The following is a 14931-nucleotide window of genomic DNA, read 5'->3' on the forward strand; positions in this document are numbered from 1 at the left end:
ACTATCTATTTACGAGTTTTCCACACCGCCTCGCAACAATCCACTAAATGCTTGCAACAACGTACCTATTATTTGGCACCAGTAACTAATTTTATAAATCAAATAAATATGTCACTCGCAAATTAATAAAAAAGGCAAAAAAAGTCGTTATTTTGAAATAAAGATCACTAAGCCTTTGTTGACCTTGGCGTTTCATTAAAATGTCGCTTGTACTCGCGACTAAACTGTGATGGGCTCGTGTACCCGACCAGTCTCGCGGCATCATTAACACGTCGCCCCTCCAACTGGATTAACTCGCGCGCTTTATTAAGTCGAACTTTCTTAATGTATTGCAACGGAGATTCAAGCGTGACATTGCGAAAAGCTTGATGGAAAGCAGACACACTCATATTGGCTTCTTCTGCCAATGTTTGTACGCTCAACTGTTCATGGTACGCTTGATGAACACGATTCAGTGCTTTAGCGACCCTCGCGTAAGAGCCTTCTTGGTGTGCTAAGTCAAATAAAACATACCCTTCTTTGCTTACCAAAGTGCGATAAACAATTTCCTCAAGAAGTAGATCACCGAGCATGACAACATCCAGCTCATTACACAACGCGCTCATTAGTCGCTTGCATGCATCCAGCATACCTTCGCTCATGTGTACCGATTTAAGGCCGCAACGGGTAGTGTCCAGGCACTTATTACTGAATTTCTCTGCCTCAAGTTTTTTAACGAGCTTATGAAGAAGCGTTGGCGAAATATCTATCGAGATGCCAAGTAAAGGCTCATTGTTTGTCGCAAACGCTTCGCACTCCAGGGGCATGGGAACTCCTACGACAAGGTAATCATCGGGCCCATATTGGACAGGTGTATCACCGATATGAATGTTCTTATGTCCTTGACCTAAAACAATAATGCCAGACTGATAGACAAACGGCTGGCGATGATTTCCTTTGCTACTGCGATAAAACCATACGCCATCTATTGCGGTTTTCTTCATACCTTCTAAGTCATGCAGTCCCTGCTTTTCAACATATTGCTGCATGATATCTGCGAGAGTGTGCATTAGAGCGCTCCATCAATGACCAACGAGTTTGGTTTCTATTATTATTGTGAGCACTATACTTCCTCTCAACTTTAACTTTCTAGTTCAAGAGCATTAATTTTGTAGAAATAGGCAAATTATTTACAGAAATCGACCTGTTAACGAACGTTAATCAGGACTAATATGCACGTATTCAATCTCCTTTACTGGAAGCAAGAGGGCTAATAATGAACTTTTCTTATGTAAACCCAACCAAGATTTTCTTTGGTCAAAAACAAATCGCTGCAATCAAAGAAGCTATCCCATCCGACCAAAAAGTTTTAGTGGTATACGGCGGTGGCTCAATTAAAAAAAATGGCGTGTACGACCAAGTCTCAGAAGCACTAGAGGGACATGAATGGCTAGAGTTTTCTGGTGTTGAACCCAACCCAACCAAAGAAACGCTCGATAAAGCGGTCGCAATGGTAAAAGAACATGGTGTTGACTTTATTCTTGCTGTAGGTGGTGGTTCAGTCATTGATGGCTCTAAATACGTAGCAGCAGCATCTAAGTATGATGGTGATGGCTGGGATATCATGATTGGTAAACACCAAGTCACTGAAGCGACGCCTCTAGCTGCAATTTTGACATTGCCAGCAACAGGCTCAGAGTCAAACATGGGCGCAGTTATCACTAAAAAAGAAACTCAAGACAAACTTCCGTTCATGTCTCCAGCAGTACAGCCTAAATTTGCTGTGTTAGACCCGGATGTAATGAAAACATTGCCAGAACGCCAGTTGATCAACGGCATTGTTGACGCGTGGGTGCACGTATGTGAGCAATACTTGACGCTTCCTACCGGCGCAATGGTTCAAGATGGTTATGCAGAAACACTGCTGAAAACCTTAAAAACACTCGGAGAACAGTTTGCCGAGCGAGACGACGATATGTGGCGCGCAAACTTAATGTGGTCTGCTAACCAAGCATTGAACGGGTTAATTGGTAGTGGCGTTCCACAAGACTGGGCGACACATATGATCGGCCATGAATTAACAGCTCTATGGGGCGTCGATCATGCACGTTCTCTTGCAATCGTCCAACCATCGCTACTTCGCAACCAAATGCAATTTAAACGTCCTAAACTAGAGCAAATGGGTCGCAACGTATTTGGACTTGAAGCTGGAGACGACCTTGCTGAACGTACCATCGAAGCGATCGAAGCGTTTTATCATCAACTTGATGTCGCAACTAAGCTAGAAAACTATGGTGAAAGTCGTGAACAAGCGATCGATGCCATCATCGAACAACTCAATAAACACGGAATGACCGTTCTCGGTGAAAACCAGGCGATTACTCTTGAACGTAGTCGTGAAATTTTAGAACTCGCTGTTGCCTAACAGCAAAAACAGTTCACTGCCCTTTCTAGGGTTTAACGGTATTGTGACTTAACGGTCACAATACCGTTTTTTTATGCTATTTTGTAAGCTTCATCACGTTCAAATTCGGGAACTCCTCAAAATAACGATTAATCCCTACAAACTCATTGATCGTGTAGGTCAGTAAAGAGACAACTGTCCAGCTTTACACAAACAAAAATAAAATTGAATTCAAAGGTCTAACTTACTCATTTAATGGACCTTTTATTTGTTGTAGTTATCCACTACATTAGCTTGTCTGTTCGAGAATCCATTTTATGTGGCTAGTTGTTGTCGTATTAGCATTCATACATATCATCAGTATCCGTAAAGGTCCTAAGTGGGTCTTCTACGTATCCAAACCATTACCAGTGCTCTGTATGCTTGGGATTTTAATCCAGTCTCCTGCCTATCATATGCCATATACGCATTGGATTTTGATTGGCTTATCGCTCTCGTTGCTTGGTGATCTACTATTAATGCTCCCTAGAGATAAGTTTATTACCGGATTAGTGCTCTTCTGCTCTGCCCATCTTTCCTATAGCTACGGTTTTACCATCATGTCCGCTTGGCATTTTACGCCTTGGCTCCCTATTGCTTTATTTGGACTCGGTGTGTGTTTCTATTGGTTGTTTCGACCGGACCTTGGTCAAGAAAAGCTCCCGGTTGCCAGCTACATATTGGTATTGATGACCATGTGTTGGGCTGCTATCGAGTATTATTTGAGTGGAAAAACACAATCGTCCTCGTTTGCAGTGCTCGGAAGCTTTATCTTCATCGTTTCTGGTACCGTCTTAGCTTTTGAACGCTTCGGGGGACGATCCGTATTTTCGCGACAAGTCGTCATGGTGACCTACTATTCCGCACAAACATTGATGGTAATGTCCGTTGTTGCCATCGTTGTTCGTTATCCGTATCTCAGTTGAACTGACTTATTAGTAATAGCTTTTGTGCCTAATTCTTAAAACATTACTTTATCAAACACTAAAGTGAGCAGGTTCTTAATCTTAGAACCTGAATATAAGCTTGTTCTTAATGAAATAATGCGCACAACTTGCTATTGTAGAAGGATATTTTTCCTTTATAGCGTGCCCCTTTGAAAGAGAACACTCCTGTTGTTGAATTTAGCAACGTAAACAAGTGGTATGGCGATTACCACGCTCTAAAAGATATCAACTTCTCCGTGCATTCTGGCGAGATCGTCGTGGTGTGTGGCCCTTCTGGTTCAGGAAAATCAACGCTCATTCGTTGCATCAACCATCTTGAATCGATTCAAGAAGGCCAACTTCATGTATTCGACCAGCCTTCTCACGCAAAATCTCTCAAGCCCGGTAAAATCGGCATGGTGTTCCAGCACTTCCACCTTTTTCCTCATTTGACTGTACTGGAAAACCTCACCTTAGCGCCGATTCGCACACTCAAATTGTCAAAACAAAAAGCTGAAAAACGCGCACGACATTACCTAAAGCGAGTCAACATTGAAGAGCAAGCGAGTAAATACCCTATCCAGCTTTCTGGCGGTCAGCAGCAACGCGTCGCGATCGCCCGCTCCTTATGCATGGAACCGGACTTACTCCTCTTTGACGAACCAACTTCGGCACTTGATCCGGAAATGATCAATGAAGTGTTGGATGTCATGGTTGAGCTGGCACAAAGCGGAATGACGATGATTTGCGTCACGCACGAAATGGGATTTGCCAAAAAAGTAGCGAACCGCGTGGTATTTATGGATGAAGGCCAAATCGTGGAAATGAACTCACCGATCGCCTTATTTGAAACACCACAGCATCCACGAACCCAAGCATTTTTGAACCAAATTTTAAGTTACTGATGATAGTTCGCGTAATCAAACCCGTCCTTCAAGCTTTACTGCAAATGATGCTCCTCTTCATCGCGATTGTGTGGGTGTTAGACTCTGGTGCCAACGCTATGGGGTATCAATGGCAATGGGAACGCGTGCCTGATTACATCGCTTTTTATGAAGATGGCGAATGGTGGCCCGCAGAACTTATCGATGGGCTATTGGTCACGCTTAACATCTCGGCCATTAGTCTATTCTTCACCTTAGTGTTGGGGTTGGTCACCGCGTTACTAAGGCTTAGCGATTCGAAAGTCGGCAATGTTATTGGCACCACTTATGTCGAGGTAATACGTAACACGCCGTTGTTGGTGCAAATCTATTTGCTCTATTTCGTGTTTGGCCCCGTGATTGGTTTGGACCGATTCAGCACCGCCGTTCTGGCTTTGTCCCTTTTCCAAGGTGCTTACACTGCAGAAATATTCCGCGCAGGTTTAAACAGTATTCCTAAAGGGCAATTCGAAGCAGCACAAACACTCGGGTTATCACCGTTTTACACTTACAAAGACGTGATTTTGCCTCAGGTTTTACAGCGCACATTACCGCCATTGACCAATGAAGTGGTTTCTTTGATCAAAAACTCTTCCATTGTAAGCGTGATGGCGATTTTTGATTTAACAACACAGGCACGCAACATCGTCTCTGAGACGGCGATGCCGTTTGAAATTTGGTTTACCGTGGCAGCAATTTATCTTGCTCTCACTCTATCACTTTCTGGCTTGTCTGCATGGCTAGAACACAAACTCGGAGCCAGTTGGCGCAAATTATAAGGAGATAACATGAAGTTATTCAAAGCGACCATTACTGCATTATTAGGGCTAGCCATCGCTATGCCTACAATCGCGAAAGAAGATGTTGCCACACCCAATGTAGATCAAATCAAAGAACGAGGCACTTTGCGCGTTGGTATGTCAACATTTGTCCCTTGGGCAATGCGCAACAAGCAAGGTGAGTTAATCGGTTTTGAAATCGATGTTGCCAAACGCTTAGCAGAAGATTCAGGTTTGAAAGTGGAATTTGTACCGACCGCGTGGGATGGCATTATTCCCGCACTACTGGCGAAAAAGTTCGACGTGATCATCGGTGGCATGTCGGTCACGCCCGAGCGTTCCAAAAGCGTGTTGTTTACTGAACCCTATTCACACTCAGGTGTTCAAGTAGCAGCAAATAAAAAACTGGCTTCTGGTTTTAGCGAGTTTTCGGACTTTGACTCACGACGCGTAAAAATAGCGGCCCGTCGCGGCGCATTCACCGTTCAAGTCGCCAGAGAAACCTTCCCGAAAGCGAAGATTCTGCAATTTGATGATGACGCTCAAGCGTTCCAAGAGGTGCTGAATGGTAACGCCCATGCGGTCATTGCTTCTAGCCCAAAACCAGAGCATGAGACAGTGAAACACAGCGACAAACTATTCCTTCCATTTTCTGAGCGATTATCAAAAGGTAACGAAGCCTTTGCAGTTCGTTTGGGGGAAGAAGATAAAAAAGCCTTTTTCAATAAATGGATTGAAGCAAGAACCCAAGATGGATGGTTAAAACAACGTTATGAATACTGGTTCTCGACATTAGATTGGCAAGATCAAGTCGCGCGAGGCCAGTAATCTAAATGGCTCGTGGTCTTCGCGAGCCTATACTTTCCAATCATCCATTTTACTTTTTCATCATCTATCGGAGTCAAATTTTTGGGCGAACAAACCACCACTCGCACAGTACCCACTAATTCCAACACAGGTTCCTTTCTATCGCGGTTAAACACGCTAGATTGGGTACTGCTTATTATCTGTGGTATTGGTGGCGTTTGGCTGTACCATCGCTCCACTGTTGGTGTACATTATTTGTGGCAGTGGAAAGAGGCGTTTGAACTACTTTTTACGCCCAGAGCCGATGGTGGTTTGCCCTACTTCTTCCAAGGTTTGATTTCGACGTTAAGGCTCAGTATTTGGGGCATCAGCTTCGCGTTAGTGCTTGGCACGTTGCTAGGCTTAGCACGCTTCTCTCGCTCCGTTTGGTTGCACACACCTGCAAACACATTTATCCAGTTGGTAAGAAACATCCCACCGTTGGTTTTTGTTTTTATTTTCTACTTTTTCATTTCTAACCAGTTGATCCCGTTACTCGGTTTAGAAGATATTCTACGAAACTATAACGGCGAACCAAATGCGCTACAGAGCTTTCTTTTTGGGCCTTATAACCTTTGGGAAAATCTTGCCTCTGGCGTGTTATGCGTCGGCCTACTCTCTTCTGCCTACGTTGCAGAAGTGGTGCGTGCAGGTTTACAAAGTATCGACCAAGGACAGTGGGAAGCAGCAGATTCATTGGGCTTGTCTCGATGGGTGAAGTACCGATTCGTTATCGCGCCACAAGTGCTCAAAGTCATCACCCCAGCACTTGCAGGTCAAACCATCTCTCTAGTGAAAGACACCTCCATCGTTTCACTGATCTCGATACAAGAAATGACGTTTGTTGGGACCGAAATGGCAAATTCATCAGGCTATATCTTTGAAATTTGGCTCATTGTCGGCATTGCTTACTTTTTGATTTGTTTTGGGTTGTCACTTATTTTTCGTCACATTGAAGCAAAATCGGAATCCATTTCAAATTAACTCAACTGTATATGTAATTAGACACATTTGAATCTTCAAATCAGAATTGCATCCTGTTACATTGAAAAGATGCTAAATTTTCGGCGTTTTTCATGGAGTTAAAGAATCAATCGGACTACGAGCGATACATTAAGCAAGATAATCTTGGTGAATATTACGTAGTTCTCAATCAATTCACTTTTCACAGTGTTTATCAGCCGATTTTTGATAAGCACCAGCGTATTATTGGAATGGAAGCTCTACTGCGAATTCGTGGCATTGATGGTTCGTTAATTCGTCCTGATGTATTTCTGGCCAACAATGGCCTCGATCCCTACTTTCGATTGTGTGTTGAGTTTTTATCCAGAGCAATGCACATTCGAAATTTTGCACGCTGTTTCGCAGGAACGCCTATCAAACTGTTTCTCAATGTAATGCCTCAAACCCTACTCACCCTAACCAAAGACATGGGCTTTAAAGACAACGGCCTGCTTTACAAGCGCCTTTCCGACCTTGGTATGAGCCCATCAGACGTGGTGTTTGAAGTAGTCGAAGAGTCATGCGGTGATACTGATTTACTGATCAAAGCCGTGCAGTTAATGAGAGCGAATGGCTTTATCTTTGCTATCGATGATTTTGGCGCTCAACATTCTGATATCGCACGTGTTCAGCAGCTCTGCCCTGACATCATAAAAATCGATCGCTCCTATCTACTTGATTACTGCGCCGGAGAAACCTTTTCCATACATAGCGCCGTTGAGCTCGCGGCTCATATGGGAGCAAAAGTGATCATAGAAGGGGTAGAAGAAGACGTACAGCTGCAAGCGATGTATCAACTTGATTTAGATTATTACCAAGGCTTTTACTTAGGTAAGCCTTGCGCCATTCATCACTGGACAGATAGCCTAAATATTGAGACGACAGTGCATTGACACTGCCCACTTACGGCACAGTGAAACCAAAAAAGCGCCGATATAATATGCTCAGCGCTTTTTAGTTTTACTCAGATGTGACTTATTTAGTTAAGCGTTTGTTTCCCCTAGAAAAAATCAATAGAATTACGTCCACTCTTCGGATCACGAGTCGCTTGCGGCTTTTCAGCTTTCTTACCTTTCTTCGCCGATTGCGACAGCGCGTTTTGTTGTGCTTTACGCTCTTTATGCGCTGCTTTTCGGCCTGTTGACTTAGGTCCAGAGCCTTTAGCTGACTTGCTTTGGCGAGATTTCTCTTTACGTGCAGATTGCGCTTCTTTCTTCGCTTTCTTTTCCGCTTTTTGCTCTGCCGTTTCAGGTTCAGTTACTGGCGCATCGCAAACCACAACATAATATTCCTGGTTAAACTCAAAAAAGTCACCATCATACATCTTGCGGCGCTTACGTGTTTCTAGCTCACCATTCACCGCGACGTAACCTTCTTCGATGATATGCTTTGCTTCGCCGCCACCGCTGACCAAGTTCGCGATTTTAAAAAGCTTGTACAGTTCGATCGGATGCGCATCAACATCAATGCCAATCGCTTCGATCTCAATCTCTTCGCCTTCTAAATACTCTTCGTGGTCGTAATCTTGGGTCATGTTACTTACTCTTACTATTTGATGCCCTGAAGTTTAAACGCAATGCTTAAAAATAGAAACCTCTGCCGATGCTCAATCACCGATTCGCCTTGGCATTTGAGCACCTCTTAACCCATTTAACTTGCTGCTCGTTAGCTTGTATGTCGAGGCTTGGTTCAAACGAAGCTGCAATTACGCAGCCTGAAGGTATATACTCTTCAAGTTATTGTTGAAAAGAGCGAATACTTTGTCTCAACCAAGCAGAATTACCTTTGTCACGGCTAACTTGTTTAATTTTGTCGCACCTCCTGATGCCTACTATGATTTCGAAAACATCTACTCGTTAGAGCAATGGCAAGACAAACTTGCTTGGACGCAACGCCAAATTGAAAAACTCGAAGCTGACGTGATTGGCTTACAAGAGGTGTTCAGTATCGAGAAGACTCAGGCATTCTTTTCAACCATCGGCTACCCCTACTTTGCGACCGTTGACACCCCACATGTAGAGGATGAGTACATTTACTCAAGCCCTGTTGTGGCAATCGCATCTCGGTTTCCAATAGAAAAAGTACAAGCGGTAGAATTTGACTTAGCAACGCTTGAGCCTTTTGGAGTGAATGTTGCTCCAGAGTTCAGTCGCAAACCTATCTATGCGCAAGTGATACATCCTGTACTCGGCCATATCGCCGTTTACGTAACGCACTTAAAATCTCAACGCCCAGCCGACTCAGAACAACCAGAAACGTCTAGCACGATTATTGGGCGCTGGTTATCCACCCAGCAAAGAGGTTGGGAAGCTGCGATGTTAAGAGACGCGATGCAAAAAAGGTATAGAAAGGAGCCAATGCCAACGGTGTTAATGGGTGATATGAATCAACCTATCACTCCAACCAGTGTTAATAGCGCGTTGGTATCTAATACTGGTGACAGCGTCACTGAATTGCAACTCAAAGATGGATGGTCATTACAAAGTGACGCTCTGAAGGATGAACGCCCCGCTACGCATTATCATTTTTCCACTGGGAATGTGCTCGACTATATCTTGCTCTCTCAAGAGTTTGACACCTTATCAGATATATCGGTTGCCGAGGTTGTTGACTATCAGGTGTCTAACCAACATCTGATCAACCCGATTTATGACAGAGATAAAAACGCCAGCGACCACGCATTTGTGGCGCTGACGGCTGAAGTAAAGCTTTGAGCAACCTATTTAGTGGCGTTTTACAATTTTACGTGGAATCAATTCAACGCCCGGTTTATAACGTTTGGCGGAAGCGTTGAGTGCTAACTCCATTGCACTGTCCGCGATCAACTCAAATTGTTGAGGTAAAGAGTTGATTTTCACTGGCAAGAAGTCCAGCAGTCGATTATCACCAAACGTCGCTAGGCGAACTTTGCTCATGAGTTCTGGCTTTTCGAGCATCACATCCAACACACCTTCTAACAGTGTGTATGACGTTGTGACAATGGCATCTGGCAGCTCGTTCTCTGCTAGCCACCTCTCTAAGACTTTCTTGCCTTCTTCTCGAGAGAAGTGCTGCCCATAACCCACTGTTGCCGTTTTGCCACCTTGTTGAGAAGCGGATAGAAAACCGAGCTCACGCTCTTTTGATACTTGAAGGTCTTGCAACGCTCCAATCAAGCCTATGGACTTTATATCCTCGGACAGCACTGACTGAGTGAGTTCAAGTGCGGCGTCAAAATCTTCGCTGATGACACAACAAAAGTGCTCATCATCCATTGGGCGGTCTAGCGCGATAACTGGCGTACCAGAATTTTGCAACTTAAGATAATACTCGTTTGCAGTGGGCATACCACTTGCCACAAACAACGCATCAATGCGACGACTGACTAACGCTTCCGCCACCTTTTGCTCTGTATCAGGATCATCATCAGAGCAGCCAATTAAAATTTGGTACCCTGCTTTACGCGAGTTTTGTTCAATCAGTTTTGCAAGACGCGCATAACTGGTGTTTTCTAAGTCTGGGATGATAAGCCCAAATGAGCGTGAATTACCTGCTCGCAAAGAAGACGCCGCATGATCTGGCTTATAATTGTATTCTTCTACAACGGCCATCACTTTCTTCTGAGTCTTCTCGCTGATGCGGTATTTCTGCGCTTTTCCGTTAATCACATAGCTTGCAGTTGTCTTAGAAACGCCTGCTAATTTGGCTATTTCATCCAGTGTCATATTCTAAACCTTATTCTGTGCGCGCGATCATATTAATACATCAGCGATCTTTCGATAAGTTGAATTATAAGCTGAACCGATTCAGTATAAAAGCTGAAAGGATTCAGCAAAACTTAAAAATTGACGTAAATCACCTGAATACACAACAAACCAATTTGTAGGCTAGGCTATAGGACAGCGCCAAAGACTCATTTGTTAACGTCAGTTTTTAAAATAGTTTTTCTGAGTCTTTTAAAAAATTTACCAATAAGCTGAATCGATTTAGCTTGAAAAATAGAATGGTTTGAGGAGTGATAAGCGCTCAGCAGAAGCAGCGTTCAACTTCTCACACAGAATACATTTTTAAATTGATACCTTAAGGCTGGAGAAGCACCATGCTTAAGCTAAATAAGAACGACATTACCCTCTCGCAATCAGCGACAGATAAGTTTGCAGCAATCAAGAATATTGCGCAAAGCCTGACAGACAAAGGCCTTGTTGAACAAGGTTATGTGGAAGGCATGCTAAACCGTGAAAACCAAAACTCTACGTTTTTGGGGAACGGTATTGCTATCCCGCACGGCACGACTGACACTCGCTCAATGGTGAAAACAACGGGTGTTGCTGTGCACCACTTTCCACAAGGTGTCGACTGGGGCGATGGTAACACGGTATTCGTCGCTATCGGCATTGCAGCTAAATCTGATGAGCACCTTGGCATTCTTAAACAGCTAACGAAAGTGCTAGGCGCTGACGGCGTAGAAGAACGCCTACGTAATGCAAAAAATGAAGACGAGATTATTGCCCTGCTCCACGGTGATGTTCAGCTTGAAGCAGACTTTGACGCCTCTTTAATTCAACTTATGTTCCCTGCGAGCGATATGCTACAAATGAGTGCTGTTGCTGGTGGTCTTTTGAAAAACACGGGCTGTGCTGATAACGAGTTCGTCGCAGATCTCGTTACCAAAACACCAACTCACTTAGGTAATGGCCTTTGGTTAATTGGCAGTGACAAACATGTCACTCGTACAGGCGTGTCATTTGTCTCGACGGCAAACGACTGCGAATATGAAGGTCAAAAAGTGCGTGCACTTGTCGCGTTTGCGGCATGTAACAATGCTCACCAGCCTATCCTAAAAACGCTTTCTAATATTGTGTTTAACAATGAGCACGGCAAGCTTTTAGATGCATCAGTAGAACAGATTCTTGCTTTGTTTAAAGGTGAAGAAGTCACAGCCGCATCTTCAGAAGAAGGCAATACCGCTGTATTTAAAATCAAAAACTCTCATGGTTTACATGCTCGTCCGGGTGCAATGTTAGTGGCGGAAGCGAAAAAATTTGAATCCACCATTCGCGTTGCCAACCTAGACGGTGATGGCAAAACAGTAAACGCGAAGAGCCTAATGAAAGTCATTGCGCTTGGCGTTAAGCACGGCCATCAACTTCAATTTACTGCGGAAGGTCCTGATGCACCGCAAGCCTTGGAGTCTATCGGGAATGCTATCGCTTCTGGCCTTGGTGAAGGTTAAGGAGCCGATATGACGAACAAAACAAGTAAAGTTGTCACTATTACGCTCAACCCGGCATTAGATTTAACAGGTTCAGTAAATGAGCTAAACGTTGGTTCCGTGAGCCTAGTGCAGCAAAGCAATCTCCATGCTGCAGGTAAAGGTGTCAACGTAGCAAAAGTGTTGAGCGATTTAGGCGCAGATGTCACGGTTACCGGCTTTCTTGGTAAAGATAACCCTGAGCTATTCCATCAGCTTTTCAATGACATCGGCGTTAAGAATGAGTTTGTAGAAGTACAAGGTGCCACTCGTATCAACGTCAAGCTCGTTGAGGCTAGTGGCAACGTTAGTGACATTAACTTCCCTGGTGTTCAAGTAACGGCTGACGAAATTGCTCGCTTTGAGGAGACGCTATTCCGTCTCGCAGAGACTCACGATTACTTTGTGCTTGCGGGTAGCTTACCTGGTGGCGTAACCGCCGAACAATGTGCTGCGTGGATAAAAGCACTGCATCAACAAGGCAAAAAGGTGTTGTTCGACAGCAGTAAAGCCGCATTGAAATCAGGTATTGAGGCTCACCCATGGTTGATTAAGCCTAACGATGAAGAGCTTGGTGATTTTGTTGGCGAACACCTAGAAACACCAGAACAATGCCAAGCCGCCGCGCAAACACTGAGTGACAAAGGCATCGAGAACATTGTTGTGTCGATGGGCGCTGACGGTGTGATGTGGCTAAACCAAGGCAAATGGCTTCGTGCACAACCCCCTCGAATGAATGTGGTAAGCACCGTTGGCGCTGGCGATACGCTAGTTGCTGGCTTGTGTTGGGGTCACATGCAACTGATGCCGAAAAACGATTTATTGCGCTTCGCTACAGCACTTTCTGCCTTGGCAGTTAGTCAAGTCGGCGTAGGGCTAACCAGTCAGGAAGAACTGGAGAACATCAAGCTGCAAACTGAAGTTAGCGAGCTTTACCCTATTACAAACTTAGAACAAAACTAAGGAACAGAAGGTTATCGTATGAATATTGCCATTATTACTGCCTGTCCGAGCGGTGTTGCAAATAGCATCCTTGCGGCAGGGTTACTAGAACAAGCAGCCGCAAAATTAACCTGGAATGCAAAAATCGAATGTCAATCAAGTGTGGTTGAACCTACACTGCTGACGGAAGCTGACGTTGAACAAGCAGAAGTCATTATCATTGCGGCAAATACTAGCGTGGATACTTCTCGTTTCGTAGGGAAAAAGGTTTACCAAGCGGAAATCAGCGAAGTAGCAAAAGACGCAACTACGTTTCTCCAGCAAGCGGTTGAAAACGCCACTTTACTTGAAAAAGCAACCACACTTGCAGCCCCTAGCACTGCTGAAGCAACATCAGCAGCGAAGAAAATTGTCGCAATCACCGCTTGTCCTACTGGCGTTGCGCATACCTTTATGGCAGCAGAAGCGTTAGAAGAAGAAGGCAAACGCCGTGGACACCAAATCAAGGTGGAAACTCGTGGTTCAGTTGGTGCGAAAAACCAACTGACTGACCAAGACATCGCAGACGCTGATCTAGTGATCATTGCTGCAGATATAGAAGTTCCACTTGACCGCTTCAACGGCAAAAAGATGTACCGCACGAAAACAGGCCCAGCTCTGAAGAAAACAGCCGAAGAGATGGACAAAGCATTCGAGCAAGCCACGATTTACCAACATTCAGGTTCTGCAAATTCTGCTTCGGCAGCAGACGAGAAGAAAGGCGCTTACAAACACTTGATGACAGGGGTATCGCACATGCTGCCTGTGGTTGTCGCTGGTGGTTTGATCATCGCTCTATCTTTCGTGTTCGGTATTGAAGCATTTAAAGAAGAAGGCACGCTAGCAGCAGCGTTGATGAACATTGGTGGTGGCTCTGCATTCGCATTGATGATTCCTGTTCTTGCGGGTTACATCGCGTTCTCAATTGCTGACCGTCCGGGTCTGGCTCCTGGTCTTGTTGGCGGTATGCTAGCAAGCTCAACGGGTGCTGGTTTCCTAGGTGGTATCGCAGCTGGCTTCATTGCCGGTTATGCAGCGAAGGTCCTTGCGGACAAAGTAAAACTCCCACAATCGATGGAAGCGCTTAAACCAATTCTGATCATTCCATTTGTAGCAACACTGTTCACTGGCCTTGTGATGATATACATCGTAGGTGGCCCAGTTTCAGGCATCATGAACGGCCTGACTGACTTCCTAAACAACATGGGATCTGACAGTGCAGTTCTGCTAGGTATTATTCTTGGTGCGATGATGTGTTTCGACCTAGGTGGCCCAGTAAACAAAGCCGCTTACGCATTTGGCGTCGGTCTATTGGCTTCGCAAACTTACGCGCCAATGGCAGCAATCATGGCAGCAGGTATGGTTCCTGCGCTAGGTATGGGTTTAGCGACCTTCATTGCGAAGAACAAATTTGAACAAAATGAACGTGAGGCAGGTAAAGCATCTTTTGTATTGGGTCTGTGTTTCATCTCTGAAGGCGCAATTCCATTTGCCGCCAAAGATCCAATGCGTGTGATTCCATCTTGTATGGTAGGTGGCGCGCTTACTGGTGCCCTATCTATGCTGTTCGGTGCAAAATTAATGGCACCACACGGCGGTCTGTTCGTACTGTTAATCCCTAACGCCATTTCACCAGTGTTAATGTACTTAGTGGCTATCGCAGCTGGTACAGCAGTAACTGGCTTTACTTACGCTTTCTTAAAAAGCAAAGCAGAAGCCAAACAAGAAGTCGCGGCATAAACAGAATTACACCGCTTAACAATGCCACCCTCGAATTTGGCATTCAGCACCTCCCTTTAATTCCGGTTAAGGGAGGTGTTTT

Annotated in this window: 14 protein-coding genes; 11 read left to right on the forward strand and 3 right to left on the reverse strand. The window is 44.7% G+C overall.

Going from position 1 to position 14931, the window contains the following annotated elements:
• Positions 1-167: 167 nt before the first annotated feature.
• Positions 168-1049, reverse strand: a complete 882-nt coding sequence (locus tag MTR11_RS13940) for an AraC family transcriptional regulator (RefSeq protein ID WP_164665609.1) — start codon at positions 1047-1049, stop codon at positions 168-170.
• Between the two features lie 206 nt (positions 1050-1255).
• Here MTR11_RS13940 and MTR11_RS13945 point away from each other — a divergent pair, with 206 nt between their 5' ends.
• The 7 genes from MTR11_RS13945 (at position 1256) to MTR11_RS13975 (ending at position 7791) form a co-directional block, all read left to right on the forward strand.
• Complete coding sequence (locus MTR11_RS13945) at positions 1256-2404, forward strand: iron-containing alcohol dehydrogenase (RefSeq protein ID WP_006742257.1); 1149 nt, start codon at positions 1256-1258, stop codon at positions 2402-2404.
• Positions 2405-2700: 296 nt separating this feature from the next.
• Positions 2701-3348 carry a lysoplasmalogenase gene (locus MTR11_RS13950; protein WP_048625012.1) on the forward strand — a complete coding sequence of 216 codons (648 nt, stop codon included), beginning with the start codon at positions 2701-2703 and terminating at the stop codon, positions 3346-3348.
• Between the two features lie 170 nt (positions 3349-3518).
• Positions 3519-4253, forward strand: a complete 735-nt coding sequence (locus MTR11_RS13955; RefSeq protein ID WP_193447281.1) for an amino acid ABC transporter ATP-binding protein — start codon at positions 3519-3521, stop codon at positions 4251-4253.
• Positions 4253-5050 (forward strand): amino acid ABC transporter permease, encoded by a 798-nt coding sequence (locus tag MTR11_RS13960; RefSeq protein ID WP_124007861.1) that lies wholly within the window; start codon positions 4253-4255, stop codon positions 5048-5050. The genes MTR11_RS13955 and MTR11_RS13960 overlap by 1 nt, the downstream gene beginning before the upstream one ends.
• Before the next feature lie 9 nt (positions 5051-5059).
• Positions 5060-5878, forward strand: a complete 819-nt coding sequence (locus MTR11_RS13965; RefSeq protein ID WP_104973657.1) for a transporter substrate-binding domain-containing protein — start codon at positions 5060-5062, stop codon at positions 5876-5878.
• An 81-nt stretch (positions 5879-5959) separates the two neighbouring features.
• Positions 5960-6880 (forward strand): amino acid ABC transporter permease, encoded by a 921-nt coding sequence (locus tag MTR11_RS13970; protein ID WP_243327871.1) that lies wholly within the window; start codon positions 5960-5962, stop codon positions 6878-6880.
• A 92-nt stretch (positions 6881-6972) separates the two neighbouring features.
• The gene (locus MTR11_RS13975; RefSeq protein ID WP_005397994.1) at positions 6973-7791 is read left to right on the forward strand and encodes an EAL domain-containing protein; all 819 of its coding nucleotides are present in this window, start codon (positions 6973-6975) and stop codon (positions 7789-7791) included.
• 107 nt (positions 7792-7898) lie between these two features.
• Here MTR11_RS13975 and MTR11_RS13980 read toward each other — a convergent pair whose 3' ends face one another.
• Positions 7899-8432 carry an RNA-binding S4 domain-containing protein gene (locus tag MTR11_RS13980; protein WP_053808449.1) on the reverse strand — a complete coding sequence of 178 codons (534 nt, stop codon included), beginning with the start codon at positions 8430-8432 and terminating at the stop codon, positions 7899-7901.
• Between the two features lie 226 nt (positions 8433-8658).
• Between MTR11_RS13980 and MTR11_RS13985 the strand changes: the two genes are divergently transcribed.
• Positions 8659-9612, forward strand: coding sequence for an endonuclease/exonuclease/phosphatase family protein (locus MTR11_RS13985; protein ID WP_243327872.1), 954 nt, complete (start codon positions 8659-8661; stop codon positions 9610-9612).
• A gap of 9 nt (positions 9613-9621) precedes the next feature.
• On the opposite strand, the gene cra is transcribed toward MTR11_RS13985, so the two are convergent.
• Positions 9622-10602: a catabolite repressor/activator gene (cra, locus tag MTR11_RS13990; protein WP_005397989.1), complete on the reverse strand. Its 981-nt coding sequence runs from the start codon at positions 10600-10602 to the stop codon at positions 9622-9624.
• A gap of 374 nt (positions 10603-10976) precedes the next feature.
• On the opposite strand from cra, the gene fruB reads away from it, so the two are divergent.
• From fruB to fruA, 3 genes are read left to right on the forward strand one after another with little or no spacing between them, the layout of a single operon-like run.
• Positions 10977-12110: a fused PTS fructose transporter subunit IIA/HPr protein gene (fruB, locus tag MTR11_RS13995; RefSeq protein WP_005397987.1), complete on the forward strand. Its 1134-nt coding sequence runs from the start codon at positions 10977-10979 to the stop codon at positions 12108-12110.
• Between the two features lie 9 nt (positions 12111-12119).
• Positions 12120-13091 (forward strand): 1-phosphofructokinase, encoded by a 972-nt coding sequence (gene pfkB, locus MTR11_RS14000; protein ID WP_047008322.1) that lies wholly within the window; start codon positions 12120-12122, stop codon positions 13089-13091.
• A gap of 18 nt (positions 13092-13109) precedes the next feature.
• A complete protein-coding gene (gene fruA, locus MTR11_RS14005; protein ID WP_243327873.1) occupies positions 13110-14849 on the forward strand; it encodes a PTS fructose transporter subunit IIBC in 1740 nt (579 codons plus the stop codon).
• Positions 14850-14931: the final 82 nt, after the last annotated feature.

It is taken from the genome of Vibrio sp. CCB-PB317 (assembly GCF_022808245.1).
Taxonomy (GTDB): Bacteria; Pseudomonadota; Gammaproteobacteria; order Enterobacterales; family Vibrionaceae; genus Vibrio; species Vibrio diabolicus.

Excerpts from the sequence above, each read along its gene's own strand:
- MTR11_RS13975 (WP_005397994.1), top strand. The coding sequence starts at position 6,973 with ATGGAGTTAAAGAATCAATCGGACTACGAGCGATACATTAAGCAAGAT.
- pfkB (WP_047008322.1), top strand. The coding sequence starts at position 12,120 with ATGACGAACAAAACAAGTAAAGTTGTCACTATTACGCTCAACCCGGCA.
- MTR11_RS13940 (WP_164665609.1), bottom strand. The coding sequence starts at position 1,049 with ATGCACACTCTCGCAGATATCATGCAGCAATATGTTGAAAAGCAGGGA.
- MTR11_RS13965 (WP_104973657.1), top strand. The coding sequence starts at position 5,060 with ATGAAGTTATTCAAAGCGACCATTACTGCATTATTAGGGCTAGCCATC.
- cra (WP_005397989.1), bottom strand. The coding sequence starts at position 10,602 with ATGACACTGGATGAAATAGCCAAATTAGCAGGCGTTTCTAAGACAACT.
- MTR11_RS13950 (WP_048625012.1), top strand. The coding sequence starts at position 2,701 with ATGTGGCTAGTTGTTGTCGTATTAGCATTCATACATATCATCAGTATC.
- MTR11_RS13980 (WP_053808449.1), bottom strand. The coding sequence starts at position 8,432 with ATGACCCAAGATTACGACCACGAAGAGTATTTAGAAGGCGAAGAGATT.
- fruB (WP_005397987.1), top strand. The coding sequence starts at position 10,977 with ATGCTTAAGCTAAATAAGAACGACATTACCCTCTCGCAATCAGCGACA.
- fruA (WP_243327873.1), top strand. The coding sequence starts at position 13,110 with ATGAATATTGCCATTATTACTGCCTGTCCGAGCGGTGTTGCAAATAGC.
- MTR11_RS13960 (WP_124007861.1), top strand. The coding sequence starts at position 4,253 with ATGATAGTTCGCGTAATCAAACCCGTCCTTCAAGCTTTACTGCAAATG.
- MTR11_RS13945 (WP_006742257.1), top strand. The coding sequence starts at position 1,256 with ATGAACTTTTCTTATGTAAACCCAACCAAGATTTTCTTTGGTCAAAAA.